This window comes from Saccharopolyspora shandongensis (genome assembly GCF_900106995.1).
Classification (GTDB): domain Bacteria; phylum Actinomycetota; class Actinomycetes; order Mycobacteriales; family Pseudonocardiaceae; genus Saccharopolyspora; species Saccharopolyspora shandongensis.
The window spans coordinates 15,307-35,727 of the sequence record NZ_FNOK01000013.1; the positions used below are offsets into that span (position 1 = coordinate 15,307).

Sequence of the window (20,421 nt, forward strand, 5' to 3'; positions counted from 1 at the left end):
GTCGGCCGCCACAACGGTGACCTCGTGGTAGCGACGACAGGTAGCGCGTCGCCGCACCGAGGATGTCCTCGCGGGCCTAGTCGTCGAGGTCGGTCATGCTTCGCCACCAGCTCATGCCGAAGCTCTTGTCAGGCCAGGTGTGCGGGATCGCCGACTTCGTCGTCGTAGCCTCCGGCCGGGCTCGCCCGACGCGGGATGCGGTGCTGCGTCGTCGGCGGTCTCAGCGCGGCAGCGGCGGCAACTCGGTGCTGTCCAGCCAGCTCGTGAATAACCCGGCGAGCGACCGGTCCGCGAATTCGTCGGCCAGCGCCCTGAAGTCCGCCGTGGTCGCCGTGCCGTGCCGGTGGTCGGCGACCCACTTACGCAGCAGCTCGAAGAACGGCTCGTCGCCCAGTTCGCGGCGCAGCGCGTGCAGCGTCAGCGCGCCGCGCTTGTAGACCTGTTCGTCGAACATCCTGGCCACGCCCGGATCGGCGATCCGGAGATCCGGCGGACCTGCGGCGATGTGCGCGTGCCAGTTCGCCGCGTGCTGCTGGGCCGACGGGCCGCCCGAGTACTCCGACCACAACCATTCGGCGTAGGTGGCGAAACCCTCGTTGAGCCAGATGTGCCGCCAGTCCGCGATCGTGACGCTGTTGCCGAACCACTGGTGCGCCAGCTCGTGCACGACGAGCCGCTCGTTCGTGCGCCGGCCGTCCAGGTGGCCCGCGCCGAAGATCGACATGCCCTGCGCCTCGACCGGTTCGTCCAGGTCGTCGTCGGTGACCACGACGACGTACTCGCCGAACGGGTAAGGGCCGAACAGCCGCTGCAGCACGTCCATGATCTGGCCGTGCCGCGCGAAATCCGCGGCGAAGAGCTCGCCCAGCCGCGCGGGGATCGCCGCCCGCTGCGGCGCCGGCCCACCGGCCAGCTCCACGTCGGTGTACTGGCCGACCTGGATGCTCATCAGGTACGTCGCGGTAGGTTCCGGCCGCTCGTAGACCCAGGTCGTGGTGCTGCCGCGGCGTTGCCGCGACACCATGTTCCCGGTCACCTGCACCGAGTACGGCGAGGCCGTGGTGAACGAGATCCGGTAGGCCGCCTTGTCCGCGAGGTGATCGTTGCAGGGAAACCACGACGGCGCGCCGACCGGCTGGGCGGCGACCAGGGAGCCATCGGTCAGCTCGTCCCAGCCGATCTCGCCCCACCGGCCGGAAATCGGCCGCGGATTGCCCGAATACCGGACGTCCACCCGGAATTCCGCCGCCGCGGCGACGGGACGCGCCGGTTTGATCCGGAGCTTCCCGCCGCCGTGCGTGAACTTGGCGGGCCGGCCGTCCACGAGCACCCGGCGAACCCGCAGGTCGGCGAGGTCCAGGCTGAACCGCGACAGGGCCTGCGTCGCCACCGCCGAGATCGTCGCCTGCCCGGCGAGCCGGTTCGGGCCGACCTGGTACTCCAGGTCCAGGTCGTAGTGCTCGACGCGATAGCCGCCGTTGCCGTGCTCGGGCAGGTAGGAATCCGTCGACCGATCCGCTCCCGGTGCCGCCGCACCCGACTGGTCAGCACCAGGCTTCACCGGCGACGTCCTCCCGCTTTCCGCCACGTCGAGATCGGGTTGCCGAGCCACCGCGAGTGCGCGGGCACCTCGTCTCCCCGGGTCACCAGCGACCCGGGGCCGATGGTGGTGTGCGCGCCGATGCTCGCACCGGGCAGCACGATTCCGTGCGGGCCCAGCGTAGCGCCGGCGTCCAGGCGCACCTCGTCCAACCGCATGACCCGATCATGGAAGAGGTGGGTCTGCACCACGCAACCGCGGTTGACCGATGCGCCGTCGCCGAGCCGCACCAGGTCCGACTCGGGCAGCCAGTAGGTCTCCAGCCACACCCCGCGGCCGATCTTCGCGCCCATGCTGCGCTGCCACGCCGTCAGCAGCGGCGTCCCGCCGACCGAGCCGATCAGCCACGGGACGGCCAGCACCTCCACGAACATGTCCGCGAGCTCGGTCCGCCACACGAAGGAGCTCCACAGCGGGCGTTCGTCCGCCCGGTAGCGCCCGACCAGCAGCCACTTCACGGCGGTCGTGACGGCGCACGCCAGCAGGCCCGCGGCGAGCAATACCGGCCCGGCCAGCAACGCCGCCAGCCACAGCCCGCCTTCGGCGTGCAGGAACGCCAGCGCCCCCAGCACCAGCACCGCCAGCGCCACGCTGAGAGCCACCGGCACGAACCGGAACAGCTCGACCACCGCGCGGGCGATCTTCAGCCGCAGCGGCGGGGCGAACGTCCGGCTCGCGTCGGCCTCGTCGATGGAACGGCGCAGCGGCATCGGCGGCATGCCCAGCCAGGACGAGCCCTTCTTGGCCTTGCGCGGCGTCGAGGACAGCACCCCGACCAGGCCGCGCTTGGGCACCGAACGCCCTGCCGCGGTCATGCCCGAGTTCCCGAGGAAGGCCTGCTTGCCGATGCGGGCCGGGGCCACGTGCAGCCAGCCACCGCCGAGCTCGTAGGTGGCGACCATGGTGTCGTCGGCGAGGAAGGCGCCGTCGGCGACCTTCGTCATCTTCGGCAGCGCCAGCACGGTGGAGGCTTCCACGTCGCGACCGACCTTGGCACCGAGCAGCCGCAGCCACACCGGCGTGAACAGGCTGGCGTACAACGGGAACAGGCCGATGCGGGCCATGTCCATCAGGCGTTCGGTCGCCCACACCTGCCACGCCATGCGGCCGTGCACCGGGTGGTAGCCCTCGCGCATGCCGATGCTCAGCGCGCGCACGCTCACCAGCACCAGCACCGCGTAGGCAACGAGGTAGCACGCGCTCGCCAGGGGCACCGCCAGCAGCGCCCGGGTCAGCGCCGAGCCGAGATCGGGTGCACCACCGAGCGCGAGGCCGAGCACCACGACGCCAGGCAGTGCCGCCAGCGCCGGCAGCAGCCCGAGCAGCACCGAGGTGATCCCGTAGACCGAGGCCCACACCTGCGAGCGGGGCGGCCGGCTCGACGGCCAGGTGCGGCCCGCTTCGCGCACCGGGACGGCCGGTGAGCCGGCCCACCGCTGCTCCGCCGGCACCGAGCCGCGCACCGTGGAGCCGGCCGCGATCTCCGCGGACTTGCCGATCCGGGCGCCGGGGATCAGCGTGCTGCGCGCGCCGACGCGCGCACCGGCCCCAATCCGGAGCTTGCCGATGTGCACCTCGTCGCCGTCGACCCAGTGACCGGCGAGGTCGACCTCGGGTTCGACGGCCGCGCCCTTGCCGATCTTGAGCATGCCGGTGACCGGCGGCGGCGAGTGCAGGTCGACGTCCTTGGCGACCTTGGCGCCCAGCGCCCGCGCGTAGTGGGTCATCCAGGAGGCGCCGGACACGCCCGCCGCGCCGCTGAACTCGGCGAGCCGCTCGGCGGTCCACAGTCTCAAGTGGACATTTCCGCCGCGCGGGTAGGTGCCCGGGCGAACCCCGGCGAGCAGCAGTCGCGCGCCACCGGCCGACAACGCGATCCGGCCCGCGGGGCTGAACAGGACCAGCCACGCCGCGGCGATCCACCACCACGACACCGTCGGCGCGAACGACGCGGATCCGGTCCACGCCAGCACGTTGGTCAGCGCCGCCAGCACCGTAGTCCAGCGCAGCCCGACGATGGCCAGCAGCGGCAGCATGATCAGGGCCTGCCACAGCCCGGTCAGCCGCGGCGTCGGCCGGACGACGCGCCGTGAGGTCTCGGTCATCGCCTCCAGCGCGTCGAGGTGCGCGGCCAGCGCACCGAGCGTCGGGTGCTGGTAGATGTCGGCGACCGACACCTGGGCGTGGCGCATCCGGATGCGCGCGATCAGCTGGGCGGCGGTGAGGCTGCCGCCGCCGGTCGCGAAGAAGTCCGCGGCGGGGTCGGTCACCTCCACGCCGAGGATCTCCGCCCAGCCCTCCGCGAGCCACGCCTCGGTCGACGACATCGCCGACCTCGCGGCCGGATCGCCGCCGGCGGTGGGCAGCGGCCACGGCAGCGCGGCCCGATCCACCTTCCCGGAGGTGCGAGTCGGCAGGTCGGACACGACCGCGAGCAGCGGCACCAGCGCGGCGGGCAGCTGCTCCTGCAGCCGCCGCACCGCGTGGTCGTGGTCGAACGTCGCCTCGGACTCGGCACGGGGCACCACGTAGCCGACGAGGATCTGGTTCCCGGCGGCGGTGGTCTGCACGGCGGAGGCCGCCCCGGCAACGCCGGGCAGGGCCTGCAGCACCGCGTCCACCTCACCGAGTTCGATGCGGCGGCCACCGAGCTTGATCTGTTCGTCGGCCCGACCGACGAACAGCAGCCCTTCGGGCTCGGCCCGCACCACGTCACCGCTGCGGTAGGCCCGCGACCAGCCGAGCGACGGCAGCGGCGCGAACTTCTCGGCGTCCTTGCCCGCGTCCAGGTACCGGGCGAGGCCGACGCCACCGATGATCAGCTCGCCGGTGTCGCCCATCGCGACCGGCTCGCCGCGCTCGTCGACGACCGCGAGTTGCCAGCCCGCCAACGGCAATCCGATCCGCACCGGCCCTTCGCCGGTGAGCCGGGCGGCGCAGGCGACGACGGTCGCTTCCGTGGGCCCGTAGGTGTTCCAGACCTCGCGGCCTTCGACGGCGAGTCGTTCGGCGAGCTCCGGCGGGCACGCCTCGCCGCCGAAGATGAGCAGCCGAACCTCTTCCAGCGCTTCGACCGGCCACAGCGCGGCCAGCGTCGGCACCGTCGACACGATGCTGATGTGCCGCGCCACCAGCCAGGGACCGAGGTCGACACCGGTGCGCACCAGGGCGCGCGGCGCGGGCACCAGGCAGGCCCCGTGCCGCCAGGCCAGCCACATCTCTTCGCACGAGGCGTCGAACGCCACGGACAGCCCGGCCAGCACCCGGTCCCCGGGGCCGATGGGTTCCTCGGTGCGGAACAGGCCGGCTTCGGCGTCGACGAAGGCCGCGGCGGCGGCGTGGCTCACCGCCACGCCCTTCGGCTTCCCGGTCGAACCGGAGGTGAAGATGATCCAGGCGTCGTCGGCGGGCGATGGTTCGCCCGGGCGCCCGAGCGGCTCGCGGCGCAGCGCGAACGAGCCCTCGTCGGAGAGCACGGCGCAGACCTCGGCTTCGCCGAACACGAGTTCGGCACGCTCGTAGGGGTCGTCCGCGTCCACCGGAACGTAGGCGGCGCCGGCGGCCAGCACGCCCAAGATCGAGACGTAGAGTTCCGCGGTGCCGGAGGAAATCCGGATTCCGACCCGGTCGCCGACGCCGATGCCGGCTTCGGCGAGCCGCCGCCGCACGACGTCGATCTCGGCGGTCAGGCGGCCGTAGCTGAGCACCGTGGTGCCGTCGTCGATCGCCGGGGCGTCCGGGAATCGACGGGCCGTGCTGTCGAGAACTTCGACCAGGGTGCGCTGATCGGGTGCGAAGTCCGACCAGAACACCGCGCTGGCAGCGGTTTCCGGAGATGCGGACGGGACGAGCTGTTCACCTGCTGCTGTCAGAGTCACCGAAGGCGCCGCCCTGCCGACGATCCGTTGCCCTGTGCCCCGCCGCATGGCAGGTCCCGTGAGATGTCGCAACTCCGAACAGGACGTGAAATCACTGTCTCGCTCCGCAGTAGTCCGGGCGCGTACTCCGATGACCCGCCCAGGGCAGACAGACCAGCTTACGGGTCGAACGAGTCATCGCATCCCGAAGCCCCTCGGGGAGTGCTTGCCATCACGCCTGGAGACGGCGCTCGAGGCCGACCGGTACCGAGATCTGCTCACCTGCGCCGGTGAGCAGCGACCGTCCAGCCATGCAAGCAGTTTCCGCTCGACGCATCGCCGATCGGATCCACAGTCGACAGAGCGGACGCGTGCCGGCTGTTCGGCCCCTCCGTCCCGGACGGGTGTCAGGCTTGGAGATCTACGACGACCTTCACCTCGTCAGGTCCCGTGTCGAAGACGTCGGTCCAGTTGCGCAACGGGATCCGGCGGCTGATCAAGGATTCCAGCCAGTTCCGATCTGCGGCGGCCAACGCCTGCACGGCCTGTTTGTAGTGGCGCAGGTTGGCGTTCACGCTGCTCACAACGACGTCGTTGTCCAGCATCAACTCGTTGTCGATCGCTGCCTCCGCGGGGAAGGGCATGGTGCGGTGGTGGCCCGCGAGACCGGTCAGCACGGTGATGGCGTTGCGCGCGGTGTGCTGCAGCACCTCGAACACCAGCCTGCCGGATCCGGTCGTCTCGATCACGACGTCCGGTTCGCAACGCAGATCGTCCAGCGAGGTGTGGTAGGTGGCGCCCAGTGCACGGACCAGATCGGGTCTCGGTCCCTCGGCGACCTGGTCGAGGACATGCACCTCCAAGCCGCGCTGGACGCCTAGCAGCGCGGCGAGCAGGCCGATCGGTCCAGCCCTGGTCACCAGCGCGCGGTGGGGAGCGAAGTAGGCGCGTCGACCGATCATGTCGACCTGCTCCCACGCCTTGGCCACCACCGATGCGGGCTCGGTCAGCACGCCCAGAGCGCCGAGCCCAGGACTGACCTTGATCGCGAACTGGGGCTCGACGGTCCATAGCTGAGCACCGAATCCGTCCAGGCCCCGGATGCCGCGTTCGGTGTACTCACCGTTGAGGCAGAAGTCCCACTGCCCGGCGGCGCACGCCTCGCACGGCTCCGGGTCCGGACGCCGGACGACACCGACCACGTAGTCGCCATCCTGGAATCCGCTGATCGCAGGAGCGTGGACCGCCTGGCCGACGGATTCGTGGAAGAGGACCATGCGGTCTTGCCCCGGTGGCAAGGCACCATGCGCGTGTTCGGTGACATCACGATCAATGCGGCAGAACCCCACCAGCAGTCCTCGCACGAGTAGCTCGCCCGGCTGTGGAACGGGATCGGGCAGCTCGGTGACCGCCGACAGCTCCGGCTTTCCGGGCACCACGGTGGCAGCCTTCACCGGAACGCTCCTCCCTCACAGCGTTGGCCGGGAACAAGCGGACCCCCCGGTCAGCAAGTCGTATCAACGCCGGCGAACCCGTACTGCAGGAGCTGGTTCGCTTGCCCCGCCTGTGCTGCAGGACACAGCCCCCACGTACAACTGTCAATGGTCTGCGGACGAATCGCAGGACACGAACCGCTCCCGTCAGTGTCATTCGAGGACGGCCGGCGCCACGCGCGCCCTTCCAGGTGGTCGTCAGTCCCTGTGTTCTGTGCTCCCGGCCCGACGGATGTCGTCACTCGACTCGGGTGGGCGCGGGGGCTTTCTCCTCACCGGGCAGGCGGATGTCGGTGACTGCGATGTTGACCTCCACGACCTGCAGTCCGGTCATGCGCTCCACCGCGGTGATGATGTTGCGGCGCACCGCCCGCGCCAGATCCACCAGCGCGGACCCGTACTCCACGGTGATGTCCAGGTCGATGGCAGCCTGCTTCCCCCCGACCTCCACCGCCACCCCCGACGTTTGCGAAGCGCTCGAGCCAGGGATCCGTTCCCGGATCGCGCCGAATGCCCGGGCCGCTCCCCCACCGAGTGCCGCCACTCCCGAGACTTCGCGAGTGGCGATTGCAGCGATCTTCTGCACCACCCCAGCGGCGATCGTCGTGCGACCGTGCTCGGTCTCGGCGACCTCAGCTGTCGGTGCAGCCTCTCTGGCTCGTCCCGACGTGGTTGCCCAGCTCCCTTCCGTGCTGACGTCCTCTCGACTCCGCTTCCCGGTCTCTTTCTTGGCCATCAACACCGCCTCCCCTCCTCCTTTCCTTCGCCGGCCGACCTCCTCGACTTCACGATCACGGAAACGGCGCGCCGCGGCGGTGTTGATGATCGCAGCCGCGGGTATGGCGTGGTCATGGCCAAGGACAACAAGACCAGCAAGATCGTCACCGATCCGGACCGAGCTCTTGCCCGGGCACGAGCGGCCGCCGAACAGATCAAGCCGAAGGATGAAGCGCTGTACTGGGCGACGATGGCGCAAGCCCTGCTCTTGAGCGAGATCCGCGACATGATTCGTGAAACCCGCACTCACCAAGGCGGGAGTGTGGAACTACCCGAACAAGCGCCGCCACGAGAAACAGCCAGGGTCACCGTCGTCGAGAAGTAGCACGGCGTGGCGTCGCTGGGCTTCTGCCGGTCTCATCCGATGGCAGCCGCACCGTGATCGCGTAGGCGTCTCGGTAGCACTGGTCGAACGCGTGGTTCCTGCAAGGTCGGCAATCGCCGGCCGTCAGCGGGAACCACGAAGCCGGGCCAGCCGACCTCGCTTCCCAGCACCAGTCGTTTCGGCTGCCCTGGCTGCCGGGATGGCGTCCTCGGGTGGGAACGTCTCCCCGGCCGGCCCAGCACCCTCGTCAGTCGATGCTTCGGCCTCTTCGGGGACTTCCTCCCGCCCGAGCGGACGTTCCTCCGGTTCCTTCGACGAACGCACCATGCGGTAAACGACGTACGCCATGGCAGCCGCCGCTGTGCTCCCCGCTGCCACCATGCTCGTGCGCCGCAAAAGCATCATCCGCCGCTCGTGGACCTTTGACCTCCGGGTAAACCTGCGCTTGCCGTGACGCCTCGACGCACGGGTTTTAAGCACGTCCTGGACAACCTTTCGAACGGGGCGCAATGCGATCTTGGCCATGCCCCAGAAGCGCAGCAAATAGCCAAGGAGCGTGGCCAGATAAGCCTTGATCTTTATCATGTCTCGAGCTCCAAATCAGCGATGCCACCACGCGGGCTAACGGTTGCAACCCATTCTTCTGCCGCAGGGAGCCGGACGCCATTCGCGAGTTCATACCTTCAAGCATCGCTCGATCCGGTGAGGCACGATCAAGCAGTGCCTCAACCTCTCTGCGTTGCCGCGCGGAACGCCACCACAACGGCACGCACGATCAGCACCAACAGGAGGACCACGCCCAACACGACCAGCAGGATGGGAAACAAGATCATTCCGGCCACCAAGATGAGTTTGGTCTGCCAGCTCATTCCGGCTATTGCACCCTTGATCGCCGCCCAGACCGGACTCTTCCCGAGGAGCGCTGCCCGCACCGCCCGAAGGGCAGCCCCAGGCACCGCCCCGGACTTGTCCGCGCGTTCGGCGAGTTTGCCGACCACTCTCTCGATCTTCGTCGAGATGAGCTGTACGCAGGCTTCGACCGCGGCGCGGACGAGGCGCAAGAGGCTGTTTTCCAACCGCTCCAGCGCAACTGCCATGCCCTCGCCGACCTCAGCGGGCGCACCACTGCGATCGGCCACGTCTCCGGCGGTCGACTCCGCCGACGCTATCGCCGGCAACCTACGGGCTCGCCCGGACGATGCGAGATCTCGGTGCGATCGGGACTCATCCCGCCCACTTCGATCGCCGATGACTTCCCCGGGCTGTTTCTTTCGCCGCCCCGGAGGGGCGCTTGCTTCTCTCACATCAACCCCGTTTTTCAGAATCGCCTCCGCCCTGGATTCCTCGGCCGATCGGAGGCGAACACGCGACTATCTCTTGCCGCCCAGGAGTTTCATTCGCTTCCCGTGATTCGCACCTGCCCCACCCGCGCCCCTTCCGCGACTGGAACGACGCCCGGGAACGTTTCCCGCTTTCTTGGCGCGCCCGGAGAATCCGAACCTTCGCCCGCGCACCACACCTGGCACTGCCTGTGAAAGCTTTCCGAAAGCACCCGCGAGTGTCGCGGACAACGTTCGAAGCCGTTGGAATGCTTTGCGACCGAGGCGCCCCAAGGCCGATTTCGCCCCACCCCACCAGCCGAGCAAGATCCTGACGAGGTTCGCCAGTGCCACCTTGATCCGAATCACGGCCATCACCGAGCCTTCAGTTCCCATCGGGTACCCGGGATCGCACAACCGGAATCGTCGGTCAGTCCGGGCAATGGACGAGTATCCGAATAGGTTGTCGAGCGACAACCTATTGCCTACTTCCGGCCTCGTAGCAATCCGTACACAACAGCAGTGTCACACGTCACATTGAAACAAGTACCTTCAGGTGTACGGATAACGCGTCGCGGGTAAGCGTGAAGCGACTTCGCAAGACCATCGGGTTGAGCTTTACGCGAAGGCGAGCGGGGTCTCAGCAGCCGCACCGAGGGAGCATGACATGGGCACAGGCGACAAGGCCAAGCACAAGGCCGAAGAAATTGCCGGCAAGGCGAAGGAGAAGCTCGGTCAAGCCACCGGCGACAAGGAGAAAGAAGCCGCGGGCAAGAGCGAACAGACCAAGGGTGCGCTGAAGCAGGCGGCGGACAAGGTAAAGGATGCCGTCACCGGGCACAAGGACAAGAAACCCGACCAAGACGGCTAGCCACAAGTTTCGTGGGCCGCGCACCCCCGCTGGTGTGCGGCCCACTTCGCTGTGTCCACACGAACGCGCTGCAACGACATCACAACGGAGGTGACCATCACTGGTCGTCCCGCGGCAGCAGGGGGCCGAGCGGACCGAGGTCGAGGTTGAGATCGTCGGTGGAGAGCTCAAATCGATCGCGCAGTTCCGTCATCGCCTGTTCCAGCTTCATGAGGGCCAGACCCAGCTCTTCGACCTGCTCATCATCGAGCGTGCCTTGGTCGACTCGGCGCAAGGCCTGGCGCTCCATGAGCTGGCGCAGCAACTCGACGATGGTCAGCACGAGCCGGACCAGATCGCGCTGGACCGACTCCGCATCGGTTTCGATGCGGTGCTGCAGTCTTCCCGACCTGCCGATCCGTTGTTCTCCGGACGGTTCACCCATCGCTGCCCCGCTCCCAGGAGTCGACGTTCATCGTGCTCTCTTGGATCGATGTGATGATGGCCCGCAACGAGACCCGCACCAGGTCTACTCCAGCCAAGGAGATGGTGACGTCTCCGGTGAGCACCACTCCGCCGGCCAACAGCCGGTCGAGAAGGTCGACGAGCGCGATCTCACGAGCATCCCGAACAGTTCGCGTGCTGACGTCGTGTCCTGTGGTCATCGCCGCGCTCACTGCCTCTCCGCGGATACCACCGCGAACGAGTACGGTGCCCAAGGTCCCGTGAGCTCGATCTGCAGGGAGCTTCCGCTCTTGATTTCGTCGATCGCGGAGGTGAACTCCTCGGTCCGCGAGTCGTCGACCAGGTAGGCACCGTTGAGCACCATCAAGCCTCGATAGGCCGCGAGGTCGCGATTCTGCGGCGGGTGCACGCGGTTCGCGTGAGCGAGCTTGCTCAAGGCATCGTGGATCTCGCTTGCTCGCTCCACTGCTTCATGCTCTGCCTCGGCTCGCCCCTTCCTCTGCTCTCGGATCTTGCGGAGGTAAGCCTGTCCCGGACGTTCACCCTCGCCGGTCTCCGGCTCAGCAGGTTCCCCGGACGTGCTCTTGACGAGGTCCGCGTATGCCTTGACTCCCCACTCCGTGCGGCCGGCTATCAGCGCCAGAACGTCGAGGAACATGGGCGCTTGTTCGGTCAATGCAGCCTGAACCCGAGCGTCGTTGTAGTAGACCGTGGCCAACGCCAGTGGCGCGACGGTCGAGGTGGCAGCTGCTGCGTCGACGACGCGATTGTGCTCGCGCACCGTTCTTTCCAGCCACCGCAGGTCTTCCAAGTTCTTCCGCAGCCCTTGCTCGCCGAACTCCTCAGCGGACACCGTGCTGACCAGCGCCGCCAACTCACCAGAGCTGACCAGCCGAACCCCCGACCCGGCGATCCCCGCGGCGCCGGGCTGCAGGTCGGCGTCCTTCCGGGAGATCGCGTAGACGTAGGACAGGGTTTCAGCCACGGTCCTGCTCCTCAGAGGTGCGCCGAGGAGGTGCGCTTCGACGACGCTCACGGCGTTGTTCGTCTTCGCCTTGCTCTATCGCACCCTGCGGTGTGCTGCGTTCGGACTCGAGCTCTCGGACCTGAGAGCGCAGCTGCCGGTTCTCTTCAGCCAGATCGCGGTGGCCGGACGAGAGAGTGGGGTCGTGCTCCCACCAGTCGATCCCCATCTCGCGGGCGCGTTCCACCGAGGCGACCACGAGCCGGAGTTTGATGGTCAGCAGCTCGATGTCGAGCAGGTTCACCTGGATGTCACCGGCGATGACGATTCCCTTGTCCAAGACGCGTTCGAGGATGTCCGCGAGGTTCGCGGACTCCTGCCTGGCAGGTGGTGCCGCGCGCTGTCCGTACCAGGCGGGTGCCCGCGCCCCGCCGCCTCGAACCTCCGGTGCCGTCATCCGCTCCTCGCGATCGTGTCCATTCATCGTTCGTCGCCTCGTCCCCTGGAGTAGCGATCGACCCGGCGGTAGGAAAGGAGGTCGCCGTCCTGGTCCAGCTCCGCTTCATACACCGCCAGGATGTCCGCCGTGTCCGGAACCCGGTGGCTCTCGACCACCTCGACGCTCACACGCCAACCGTTTTCCGCACGCTCGAGCGAGGTGACACCCTCTGGCTGCCTGCCCGTCAGTTCATGCACCTGGCGGACGGCCAGCTGCGCGGCCTCGGCGGCCTTGAGCGAACGTCCCCCATCATCACTACCTCGCCGGTCCTCTTCACCTTCCGGTTCCCGACGCACTCGCGGCGGCTTGCGGTCTTTCTCGGCACGATCGTCGCGTGGCGCCGACGCCTTCGATCCCGTTGGCCGTGGCCGAGGTCGCCGAGGGCGATCGGCAGGTGGCTCGCGGTCCCTGGCGTCGTCGTCCCGCGTGGTGGCCACCGGATTCACATCTCCCCAGCTTCACGTCGGCGTTGCGCTTCGAACAGCCTGGCCAGCAGGTCCGCTTGCAGCTCGTCGCGCTCGTGATCGGTCAGCTCGCCGGCGGCGTGCGCGTCATCGACGTCGGCTATCTGCCGCTGGATCAGGGCAGGGTCGTAGTACTGCTGCTCCGCGTGCTGCTTGATCTGCTCAGCCACCCATACGGCACCTCGAACCGGTGCCAGTGGAAGCGTGAGCAGTCCGGTGATGAGCCCCATGTCAGGTCTCCGGCAAGAAATCGTAGGGAGCGAGAGGCCCGATCAACCGCAAGTTGACGCGCCCATCCCACTGCCGTCCGAGATCATCCACTGATTGCTCGAACTGCGCTACCGCCTCGCGATCAACGAGAAACGCGACGTGCATGGCGTCGTCCTCACCCGCGACCGCATGTGAAGCGGAAGCAGCGGAGGACTTCCCGAGAGAGCTGATCAGCGTCTCGGCATCAATTTCACGTTTCCTGACCACCGCGTTGTTGACCAGCTCTCCTAGCCTCAAGCGCTCGGCGTAGCCCGCATCCTCGGGCAGCCCTTGAACGGCCGCGCGGAGTTCCTGGATCTCGGGCTCTTCGGAAACGATTTCACGGAGGTGTGCGTTGTTCGCGTACCGGCCGCGAACGGTGAACTGCACCAGCCCGGCAAGCTCTGCGAGCACTTCCTCGAAATGCCCCTGATGGGGCGCCAAGAGCTCGTCGACGACAGCTTCCCTGGTTCTCACGACGGATCCGAAACGCATTGGTATCACTGTCGCTTCCGCCGCTAAGGTGTCGAGTACCCGTTCATGTGCGAGCAAATCCTCGCGTGTCCCGAGCGGACGAGCGAGCTGCACCTCGCTGACCAAGGCGGAGAGCTTGCCGTACGAGGCCAGGTCCACCTCTTCCTTTCCATCTCCAACCGAGGGCAGATCGTCCGGAAGCTTCTCCCGGTGGTCGACGATCCCATACACGTACACGCCGCGATCGACGCCGTCTTGCTGTCCCGATTGGACCTGATCGCCTCGTTCTGCGCGTGTGGCCATCATTCACGCTCCCGACTGCGTGATTCCCTGCGCCGCACGGGTTGCTTCTCTCTCTTGTCTCCCGCGTCGGCGCCGCGGAACTCGTCGAACTTGTCCTTGGCCGCGTCGATCACTCCCTTGGTCTTGCCTTTCGCGCCGCTCTCCGTCATGCCCTGCATCAGCTCCGGAAGGTCCTTGCCGCCCTTCTGATCCAGGTCCAGCCTGTTGGTCGCTTCGGCGAAACGCAGGTAGGTGTCCACACTGGCCACGACGACGCGCGCATCGACCGTGAGGATCTCGATCCCCACGAGCGAGACACGCACGAACAGGTCGATGACCAGACCCTTGTCGAGGATGAGCTCGACTACGTCTGCAAGAGTCCCTCCAGTTCCCCGCTGTACCGGGGACCCACCGCCGCCTTGCATGCTTGCGACGGTCATGCGATCACCTTCTCCGGCTGGATGTCACACGTTCACTTCGACGCCCTCCGCGTTCCTCCTCATCTTCTTCGTCGCCCTCGTCACCTTCCCGGTACTCCTGGTCCTCGTCTCCGTACTCCTCTTCGTCCTCGTACCCTTCGTCCTCTTCGGCTTCGGCCCCTTCATCCGCTTCGCCGTAGTCCTCGTCTCGCTCGGCCTCGTCTTCCTCGTCGCCGTAACCTTCTTCTTCGCCCTCTTCTCCTTCGGGCTCCTCATCCACTTCGGCGCGCTCGCCTTCGTACTCCTCTTCTTCCTCGGCGGGTTCGCGGCCGTATCCTTCCTCCTCCTCGCGCAGGGCGTCCTCGTGAGTCCGGACGACCTCCCTGTCGCGGATCTCGCCGCGCCATCCTTCGATCTTGTCCTGTTCCAAGATCGTCCGCGTCATCATGTGGCGTTTGATGTACTTGAAGTCCGCTCGCACACGCCGCCCTTGCGCACGCCACATGTACGCCGTCTTCTCGAAGAATCCTTGCGGATAGTATTCGAGGACAAGCAGAATTCGCGTCATGTTCGGCGCGAGCTCGTGGAACGTGACCGATCCATCCACGGTCCCCTTCGCGCCTGTCGAAGTCCAGATGATTCTGTCGTCGGGCACCTGTTCGACGATAGTGGCTTCCCAGCTTCGCTTCGACAGGAAGATCTGCGCCTTCCAGTTGATCTTCTCGTCGGATTCCTGGTCCACGCTGAGAACTTTCTTCGTCATGTCAGGAAAATCTTCAAACCTGGTCCACTGGTCGTACACAACGCGAAGCGGCAATCCCACATCATTGTGCTCGATGATGTTGACAACCTTGGCCTTGCCCTTCTTCCCCCCTTTGCCTCCACCCATACCTAGCTTCTCTTTCGCCTTTTCCTTCAATCCGGAGAAGCCGGCCTTCAGCGCCGACTTGACCGGGGACCCTCCCGCAGCCAATTCCCTACCCCCCGTCACTGCGGCCATCAACCCGGCACCACCGTTTTCAGCTGACTCCACAAGCTTTTCGGTCATGCCCTCGACCTTGTCGCTGACGAAACCAGCCGCCCGCTCCCCGGCTGCGGTCAACAAATCCTGGAGCCCCGCTTTCAACGGTTCGAGCGGCAGCTCGCTCAACAACCCACCAGAACCGGAACGACGCCCATCGGGCTGCTCCGCCATGTTCATCACCTCAGCCACGCTCAAGACGACTTCTTAGTGGTGGACGACTTGGAACTCGTTCCCGACTTGTGCTGAGCCGACGTTCCAGAGCCGGTTCTGCTCCCTGCCCCTTCGCTCGAGCGGCCCGCAGCCTTGGCCGATGCCCCACTGCTGGCCGTCGACCTGGCGCGCTCGGTGGCCTTCGACCGTGACTCGGGTTCCTCATGCGCCGTGCCTTTCCGGCCACTCGGGTCAGAACGACGCGTGCTCGCGCGAGCCGATGCCGAACGTTCATCGGTCCGGCTGCGGGCATGTCGCGGTGACGGCACCGCAGCTCGCTCTTCCGCCTGCTCCTCGGTCGCCGTTTCACCCTCGTCCACGTCTTCCTCGGGAGTTTCTCCGGCGGCCCGCTTACCGAGGCCAGACGCTCGCTTGCCGAGTCCAGCGGCTTGCTCACCAAGACCAGACGCCTGTTCCCCGACGTTGGGAGTCCGCAAACCGGCGGCCCGCTTGGTCAGATTGTCGCCAATCGAGTCGATCTTGTTCGTCGCCGCCGCAATGGCAGCGGATTTCGCCGCATCCATCAGGCGTTCACGCGCCTCACCCGTCAACTTCTTCAACTCGGGGGACCCGGCGATCAGTTTGCCCCCCTGCGCGAGGAGATCCTTGGGATTGACCCCGAGGCGCCGCCCTGCCATCACCCCGGCGGTCGCGATCGCGAGCTTCATCTTCCGACTGCGCCCGAGGACGTAACCGATCGCAACTGCGAGCGCGATCTGAGGTCCAGATTTCATGATCAACCTCCTGCGGGCGTCTCCGGCGGGCCGGTCGCCCTTAAACGCAAACGGCTCACGAAGCTCCTGAGGCCAGCCAACGGCTATCACCACTCGCCCTCGTGTTGACCTATTACCGAGCCGCTACGGCAATTATTTTGAGTGGCTACCCTCCTACTAGTCGACCAAAACCCTTGCCACGGGACAATTTCGTGATCGACCGGGCTTCCCGCGAAAACAAGATCAAGCACCACGCCGAGGCATCCGAGATCGTTTTCCACGGCACGCGAAGCGTGACTTTCCAGTTCCATGAACAGCTTCGAGCGCAAACGTCGAGCGAGGTCAGTCGACCAAGTCCGCATCTCGAAGCTCCTCCTCGACAATCTCGCTCACCCAGCGCCGCAGGGGAGACATCCGGTCGGTCGCGCGCCCCTCTCGGTGACCTCTTCTCCACACGTAGGTCTGCTGGTCGTCTGCCGACTTCACGACTTCTTCGTCCGCTGCGTCCGAACGAATGGTCAGGCCGCTCAGCGCGCACAGCACACCGCGGCCGGCTGCCAACGTGGCCGCGATGCTTCGCGCCTGCGAATCGCCGGGCAGAAGGACCGCTGCGTCACCGAAGTCGGCCGTCGCACGGGCCACGACGGCCAGCCGCAGCGTGTCCGGACTCGGCGCAAAGGTCATTGCCAACCCGGAAAGTACGTCTCGTACACCGATGCCACGGCAGAGAACCGCGGTGGTCGGCGCGACGTTCCCGTCCGAATCACCCATCCCACAGGCACTCGCGAGGGCCTCTGGGCGTAGCACGACGACTGCGCCGGCCGCGGCCGTTCCGATGCCGAGCAGGCGAGGAAACCACGTCATGGCGCTGCACCTCTCCTCCAAGGATGTCGATGCCCTCCGGGCATCATCCTTGATCACTAGCGCCTCGCGGTGTCTACCACATCACGGACACCGCGCCCGCCACCAGTATTGCGCCCAACCCTGCATGCGGAAAGTTTCTCCTGCCGCTCCGATATGGTCACTTCCCCAAGGGGTATGCCCACGGTGGAATCGCTCGCACGATCCGGCAGCGCCAGGGCCTCGGAGGCGGCAGATCATGTCAAGCACGCACGACTCTGAGCATGTTCCAGAGCAGCCTCACGAGTACGAGACCGTTCAAATCGTGCTGGTCGCCCAGATCAACGCGCCCTGGGTGAGCCGAAGCCTGGTCGACGTTGGCGCACTGATCCGCACCCCGAACGTGGCAGCAGGCATCCGTGGGGGCCTGCACGCGATCGCAGACATCGTTAGAGCAACGGCGAAGATCCTCGCTGACGACCGCCTGGAGGATGTCTCGCCCGAGGAGCGTCCACGGTTGGTGGTCACCGCAGAACGTGCAGACATGTCGAAACCTGACGCGCGCCGGCAGCATTGACAACCCGTGCCCGTCCCGGCAGCCGCGAGCGTGTACTGCACCAACACCAACGCGAAGCTGCAGGGAGCGCGACAGTCACACGAGGATCACCAGCATCAGAGCAACGACGCGCAACTTCAGCGAGAGATGATTTCAGCATGGGTTTGCGTGGCGGTGCGGAATGGGCCGCCCACCTGGTCACGGGCGGCCCATTGAGAAATCCCGGCTGACGATCGTCCATTCAGGACCAGGAATGATCGAACAGCTCCCCGTTGCCCCGCTCGGGTGGATGCCATGTCCGCCTGGCAACCCGGTGGCGATGCTGTCGTCCGGTCGCTCGGTCGTTTGCCCTGGGGCAACGGGGTTGTTCCGGCAGACATGGCGACGAGCAACCCTGCACCTTCGGCGTCAGCCCCTGATTCCGCGGGTCTTGTGGAACGCCAGCCGGTAGACGGCCAGCAGGATCAGCGCCCCGATCACCGCCCACACGAAACTCATCAGGTTGAACCCGGAGATGCCCGCGCTGCCGAACACCGAGCTGCCCAGCCAGCCCCCGAGCAGGCCGCCTGCGATGCCGATGAGGATGGTGACGATGATGCCGCCCGGATCCTTTCCGGGCAGGATGAACTTCGCGATAGCGCCCGCGATGAGGCCGAACAGGATCCAACTGAGAATGCCCATGTGCCGCTCCTTCGGTTGCGCTCCGCCGATGGGTCGCGCGCTGTTGTTTCGAATGAAGAACCCGCACGGCCAGGACTTGGGCCGATCAGCATTATGATGCTCGCGCTCGGTGACCACGTCAACGCAGGTCGCTCGTCGCTCCGCCGACGGCTCCACGCCTTCCTCGTTCGACCCGCCCGCCAATCCGCGGCACCCCGGAGATGATCGTGCTCCCCGGTCTTGCGGCCCGCTTCTCCACGCGTGCAGGTCACTCCAGCGCAATTCGTGCAGTCGGACAACGAAGCCGAACACCTTGCTCACCAGCAACGAATTTCCCGGCGAGCAGAGGCTCCGGCGACCTCGTCCTGAACATCCAGCCGTGCACAACGCCTCGGCCGTAGGCGTGCCCATGCCGTCGGTTCATTGTTCGCGGAGGGCGTTGCTCCAGCTCCGCTGCGCATCTCGTTGCCTCTCTGCAACCTCCGGCGGACGCTTCACCTCGTCATTGCACGGGACTCTCCCGGGCCTTCGCGTGAGACAATGGATGCCTCACCTGAGTGATCGTGTGCTGAAGCAAGGGAGACGACCCTGGTACGTCAACCTGATCTACCACCAGCCGATCTCCTCGACGAGATCGAGACTGCAGCCCGGGCGCTCGTCGTGGTCTGGGCACGCAGTGCGGAACGCGTCCGGCCGAAGGTTTCGGCGTCGCAACTGCGCGCTCTGATCGTGGTGGATCGTCACTCTTCGATCAATCTCGCCGGGCTTTCCGACGAGCTCGGCTCGATCCCCTCTGTCACGAGTCGCTTGTGCGATCGCCTTCAGGCAGCCGGTCTGCTCGTACGTCGAAGCAGCGCCATCGACCGTCGTGAGATCGTCCTGCAGCTCTCCCCTGACGGACGGCGTTTCGTGCAGCGCTTCCGGCGTGCTCGGAAAGCTGACCTCGCCGCAGTACTTCAGCAGATGAGCGCGCGGAGCCGCAATGCCCTGCTCATGGGCTTGAACGCCTTCTACTCGGCGGCGATGGAACTCGGTCACGCAGACGAAGAGCTCGCTTGAGCGACCAGGTCAAGGTGTAGCGCTATCGACAGCCGGTGTCCGAGCTTTCACGACGTGGACGGCGGCAGGACCAGTTCCTCCGCCACGCGATGGGGACCGAGCCAGTCGAGGCACACCGCCACGGCGTCGTCGTCCAGTTCTTGATCACGCAGGAAAGCGCGCAGATCGCTCATCAGTGCCCGTACGGCTTCGGCCGGCGGCAGCAGGCGGCTGGATTGAAGTGCCCGTCTGAGCGAGGTCATGGTGTAGTTGCGATCCGCGAGAACGGCGCCGTATATGCCATCGGTGAGGATGAAGAGCCGATCGCCTGCCTCGAGCTCGAATTCTTGCGCCACGTACTCGGTGCCGTCGAACATCCCGAGCGGGAGCTGAGCCTCCAGCGAGATGGGGGTGACGCCGTCCTGGCGAACACGCCAGATCCGCGGGGAACCCGCGTCGATGGCGAGGACGCTGCCGCTCTGGAGGTCCAACTGGATCAGCAGGGTCGCGACGTACTCCGCGCCCGTGTGGTGCGACCAGACGGCTTGATCTGCCAATGCTGCCTGTTCGACCAGATCCGCACCGCTTCGACGAGCGTTGCGCAGAGCCGTGATCGCCAAGGTCGTCAGCATCGACGCCGTGACGCCTTCCCCCATGCCGTTGGTGACCGCGACGGTCAGGGTCTCCGCCTCCTGCGACCAGTCGAAGTTGTCACCTCGCACCGCGTAGGCAGGTTCGAGCTGGCCGGCCAGCCGGTAGGACTTGCCGTCGACGGCCCGCACCGGCAGCAGCTGCCATTGCATTTCCGCCGCGAGGGTCACCCGTTCAGGCCGTCGGGCTCGCCGGTATCGGTCCGTGGCCACCTCCGCGAGGGTGATCGCGTGCGCGGCCGTCCCGGCCAAGGCGACCAGTTCGTCCGTCCCGGTGGCATCCGGCAGTTCTGGCAAGCGAACGTTCAGCACGCCGATGCGGTCACCGCGGACCGCCATGGGGAGGTTCAGCACAACTCCGCCACCGGCGGCTTCCCGCACGGGGACTTGATCGCGGTAGGCCCGACCTGCGGGAGTCCCCACCAACGGCACCCCCGGTGCCGTCGATGCGAGCACCGGTTCCAGAAGTGCGAGCCGGAGGTCGATCAAGTAGATCTCCGAAGAGATGGCGAAGTAGTGCTTCCGAAGCACTTCGTCGAGAACTTCGGCCAGCTCGTGCGCTGGGGCCTCCTTCAAGGCACGGTCCACCAGCGCCAGTCGGGCGGGCTCAGTCACGATTGCTCCAGCGTTCATAGCCGCCACAGGACGTCGACGGGATCACCTGCGCGCGCCTTGACCTGCGCCATGGCGGAC

The 20,421-nt window shown here is 66.7% G+C and carries 23 protein-coding genes; 4 read left to right on the plus strand and 19 right to left on the minus strand.

The window, feature by feature from the left end:
• Positions 1 to 220: 220 nt before the first annotated feature.
• The 4 genes from BLW84_RS15880 to BLW84_RS15895 all read right to left on the minus strand — a co-directional run bounded on the left by BLW84_RS15880 (position 221) and on the right by BLW84_RS15895 (position 7,686).
• A complete protein-coding gene (locus BLW84_RS15880) occupies positions 221 to 1,561 on the minus strand; it encodes a M1 family metallopeptidase (protein ID WP_093266107.1) in 1,341 nt (446 codons plus the stop codon).
• On the minus strand, positions 1,558 to 5,478 hold the full coding sequence (locus BLW84_RS15885; protein WP_425441720.1) for a Pls/PosA family non-ribosomal peptide synthetase: 3,921 nt from the start codon (positions 5,476 to 5,478) through the stop codon (positions 1,558 to 1,560). The genes BLW84_RS15880 and BLW84_RS15885 overlap by 4 nt, the downstream gene beginning before the upstream one ends.
• Before the next feature lie 386 nt (positions 5,479 to 5,864).
• Complete coding sequence (locus tag BLW84_RS15890; RefSeq protein WP_093266111.1) at positions 5,865 to 6,911, minus strand: glucose 1-dehydrogenase; 1,047 nt, start codon at positions 6,909 to 6,911, stop codon at positions 5,865 to 5,867.
• Positions 6,912 to 7,188: 277 nt separating this feature from the next.
• Entirely contained in the window at positions 7,189 to 7,686 is a 498-nt protein-coding gene (locus tag BLW84_RS15895; protein WP_093266113.1) for an Asp23/Gls24 family envelope stress response protein, read from the minus strand.
• A 114-nt stretch (positions 7,687 to 7,800) separates the two neighbouring features.
• Between BLW84_RS15895 and BLW84_RS15900 the strand changes: the two genes are divergently transcribed.
• The gene (locus tag BLW84_RS15900) at positions 7,801 to 8,052 is read left to right on the plus strand and encodes a hypothetical protein (protein WP_093266115.1); all 252 of its coding nucleotides are present in this window, start codon (positions 7,801 to 7,803) and stop codon (positions 8,050 to 8,052) included.
• Positions 8,053 to 8,175: 123 nt separating this feature from the next.
• On the opposite strand, the gene BLW84_RS15905 is transcribed toward BLW84_RS15900, so the two are convergent.
• Positions 8,176 to 8,637 (minus strand): hypothetical protein, encoded by a 462-nt coding sequence (locus tag BLW84_RS15905; protein WP_093266117.1) that lies wholly within the window; start codon positions 8,635 to 8,637, stop codon positions 8,176 to 8,178.
• Between the two features lie 140 nt (positions 8,638 to 8,777).
• Complete coding sequence (locus BLW84_RS15910; RefSeq protein WP_143060966.1) at positions 8,778 to 9,191, minus strand: hypothetical protein; 414 nt, start codon at positions 9,189 to 9,191, stop codon at positions 8,778 to 8,780.
• A gap of 847 nt (positions 9,192 to 10,038) precedes the next feature.
• On the opposite strand from BLW84_RS15910, the gene BLW84_RS15915 reads away from it, so the two are divergent.
• Positions 10,039 to 10,242 carry a CsbD family protein gene (locus BLW84_RS15915; RefSeq protein ID WP_093266121.1) on the plus strand — a complete coding sequence of 68 codons (204 nt, stop codon included), beginning with the start codon at positions 10,039 to 10,041 and terminating at the stop codon, positions 10,240 to 10,242.
• A 97-nt stretch (positions 10,243 to 10,339) separates the two neighbouring features.
• On the opposite strand, the gene BLW84_RS15920 is transcribed toward BLW84_RS15915, so the two are convergent.
• The 11 genes from BLW84_RS15920 to BLW84_RS15965 all read right to left on the minus strand — a co-directional run bounded on the left by BLW84_RS15920 (position 10,340) and on the right by BLW84_RS15965 (position 16,848).
• Complete coding sequence (locus BLW84_RS15920; RefSeq protein WP_093266123.1) at positions 10,340 to 10,666, minus strand: gas vesicle protein K; 327 nt, start codon at positions 10,664 to 10,666, stop codon at positions 10,340 to 10,342.
• Positions 10,659 to 10,886 carry a gas vesicle protein gene (locus BLW84_RS15925; protein WP_093266352.1) on the minus strand — a complete coding sequence of 76 codons (228 nt, stop codon included), beginning with the start codon at positions 10,884 to 10,886 and terminating at the stop codon, positions 10,659 to 10,661. Before BLW84_RS15925 ends, BLW84_RS15920 begins: the two co-directional genes overlap by 8 nt.
• Positions 10,887 to 10,894: 8 nt before the next feature.
• Positions 10,895 to 11,671 carry a GvpL/GvpF family gas vesicle protein gene (locus BLW84_RS15930; RefSeq protein ID WP_093266125.1) on the minus strand — a complete coding sequence of 259 codons (777 nt, stop codon included), beginning with the start codon at positions 11,669 to 11,671 and terminating at the stop codon, positions 10,895 to 10,897.
• Entirely contained in the window at positions 11,664 to 12,134 is a 471-nt protein-coding gene (locus BLW84_RS15935) for a gas vesicle protein (protein ID WP_093266127.1), read from the minus strand. Before BLW84_RS15935 ends, BLW84_RS15930 begins: the two co-directional genes overlap by 8 nt.
• A complete protein-coding gene (locus BLW84_RS15940) occupies positions 12,131 to 12,445 on the minus strand; it encodes a gas vesicle protein GvpO (protein WP_093266129.1) in 315 nt (104 codons plus the stop codon). The genes BLW84_RS15935 and BLW84_RS15940 overlap by 4 nt, the downstream gene beginning before the upstream one ends.
• 146 nt (positions 12,446 to 12,591) lie before the next feature.
• Positions 12,592 to 12,843: a gas vesicle protein GvpG gene (locus BLW84_RS15945; RefSeq protein ID WP_093266131.1), complete on the minus strand. Its 252-nt coding sequence runs from the start codon at positions 12,841 to 12,843 to the stop codon at positions 12,592 to 12,594.
• Position 12,844: 1 nt separating this feature from the next.
• A complete protein-coding gene (locus tag BLW84_RS15950; RefSeq protein ID WP_245761175.1) occupies positions 12,845 to 13,642 on the minus strand; it encodes a GvpL/GvpF family gas vesicle protein in 798 nt (265 codons plus the stop codon).
• Positions 13,639 to 14,058: a gas vesicle protein GvpJ gene (gene gvpJ, locus BLW84_RS15955; RefSeq protein WP_093266133.1), complete on the minus strand. Its 420-nt coding sequence runs from the start codon at positions 14,056 to 14,058 to the stop codon at positions 13,639 to 13,641. Before gvpJ ends, BLW84_RS15950 begins: the two co-directional genes overlap by 4 nt.
• 4 nt (positions 14,059 to 14,062) lie before the next feature.
• Positions 14,063 to 15,250, minus strand: a complete 1,188-nt coding sequence (locus tag BLW84_RS15960) for an SRPBCC family protein (RefSeq protein ID WP_245761176.1) — start codon at positions 15,248 to 15,250, stop codon at positions 14,063 to 14,065.
• Between the two features lie 2 nt (positions 15,251 to 15,252).
• Positions 15,253 to 16,005 (minus strand): hypothetical protein, encoded by a 753-nt coding sequence (locus BLW84_RS46200; protein WP_143060967.1) that lies wholly within the window; start codon positions 16,003 to 16,005, stop codon positions 15,253 to 15,255.
• A 321-nt stretch (positions 16,006 to 16,326) separates the two neighbouring features.
• Positions 16,327 to 16,848: a hypothetical protein gene (locus BLW84_RS15965; protein ID WP_143060968.1), complete on the minus strand. Its 522-nt coding sequence runs from the start codon at positions 16,846 to 16,848 to the stop codon at positions 16,327 to 16,329.
• Between the two features lie 235 nt (positions 16,849 to 17,083).
• On the opposite strand from BLW84_RS15965, the gene BLW84_RS15970 reads away from it, so the two are divergent.
• The gene (locus BLW84_RS15970) at positions 17,084 to 17,401 is read left to right on the plus strand and encodes a hypothetical protein (protein ID WP_093266137.1); all 318 of its coding nucleotides are present in this window, start codon (positions 17,084 to 17,086) and stop codon (positions 17,399 to 17,401) included.
• A 387-nt stretch (positions 17,402 to 17,788) separates the two neighbouring features.
• Here the strand turns inward: BLW84_RS15970 and BLW84_RS15975 are convergent, their stop codons facing one another.
• Positions 17,789 to 18,061, minus strand: coding sequence for a GlsB/YeaQ/YmgE family stress response membrane protein (locus BLW84_RS15975; RefSeq protein ID WP_093266139.1), 273 nt, complete (start codon positions 18,059 to 18,061; stop codon positions 17,789 to 17,791).
• 711 nt (positions 18,062 to 18,772) lie between these two features.
• Between BLW84_RS15975 and BLW84_RS50320 the strand changes: the two genes are divergently transcribed.
• Positions 18,773 to 19,099, plus strand: coding sequence for a MarR family transcriptional regulator (locus tag BLW84_RS50320; protein ID WP_425441721.1), 327 nt, complete (start codon positions 18,773 to 18,775; stop codon positions 19,097 to 19,099).
• A gap of 47 nt (positions 19,100 to 19,146) precedes the next feature.
• Here the strand turns inward: BLW84_RS50320 and BLW84_RS15985 are convergent, their stop codons facing one another.
• The gene (locus tag BLW84_RS15985; RefSeq protein ID WP_218157332.1) at positions 19,147 to 20,343 is read right to left on the minus strand and encodes a PP2C family protein-serine/threonine phosphatase; all 1,197 of its coding nucleotides are present in this window, start codon (positions 20,341 to 20,343) and stop codon (positions 19,147 to 19,149) included.
• Positions 20,344 to 20,421 lie beyond the last annotated feature (78 nt).

Bases quoted from the DNA above. Each gene is read 5' to 3' on its own strand.
- BLW84_RS15970 (WP_093266137.1), top strand. From the start codon at position 17,084: ATGTCAAGCACGCACGACTCTGAGCATGTTCCAGAGCAGCCTCACGAG.
- BLW84_RS15915 (WP_093266121.1), top strand. From the start codon at position 10,039: ATGGGCACAGGCGACAAGGCCAAGCACAAGGCCGAAGAAATTGCCGGC.
- BLW84_RS15965 (WP_143060968.1), bottom strand. From the start codon at position 16,848: ATGACGTGGTTTCCTCGCCTGCTCGGCATCGGAACGGCCGCGGCCGGC.
- BLW84_RS15925 (WP_093266352.1), bottom strand. From the start codon at position 10,886: ATGACCACAGGACACGACGTCAGCACGCGAACTGTTCGGGATGCTCGT.
- BLW84_RS46200 (WP_143060967.1), bottom strand. From the start codon at position 16,005: ATGAAATCTGGACCTCAGATCGCGCTCGCAGTTGCGATCGGTTACGTC.
- BLW84_RS15950 (WP_245761175.1), bottom strand. From the start codon at position 13,642: ATGATGGCCACACGCGCAGAACGAGGCGATCAGGTCCAATCGGGACAG.
- BLW84_RS15920 (WP_093266123.1), bottom strand. From the start codon at position 10,666: ATGGGTGAACCGTCCGGAGAACAACGGATCGGCAGGTCGGGAAGACTG.
- BLW84_RS15895 (WP_093266113.1), bottom strand. From the start codon at position 7,686: ATGGCCAAGAAAGAGACCGGGAAGCGGAGTCGAGAGGACGTCAGCACG.
- gvpJ (WP_093266133.1), bottom strand. From the start codon at position 14,058: ATGACCGTCGCAAGCATGCAAGGCGGCGGTGGGTCCCCGGTACAGCGG.
- BLW84_RS15905 (WP_093266117.1), bottom strand. From the start codon at position 8,637: ATGATAAAGATCAAGGCTTATCTGGCCACGCTCCTTGGCTATTTGCTG.
- BLW84_RS15935 (WP_093266127.1), bottom strand. From the start codon at position 12,134: ATGAATGGACACGATCGCGAGGAGCGGATGACGGCACCGGAGGTTCGA.
- BLW84_RS15900 (WP_093266115.1), top strand. From the start codon at position 7,801: ATGGCCAAGGACAACAAGACCAGCAAGATCGTCACCGATCCGGACCGA.
- BLW84_RS15975 (WP_093266139.1), bottom strand. From the start codon at position 18,061: ATGGGCATTCTCAGTTGGATCCTGTTCGGCCTCATCGCGGGCGCTATC.
- BLW84_RS15945 (WP_093266131.1), bottom strand. From the start codon at position 12,843: ATGGGGCTCATCACCGGACTGCTCACGCTTCCACTGGCACCGGTTCGA.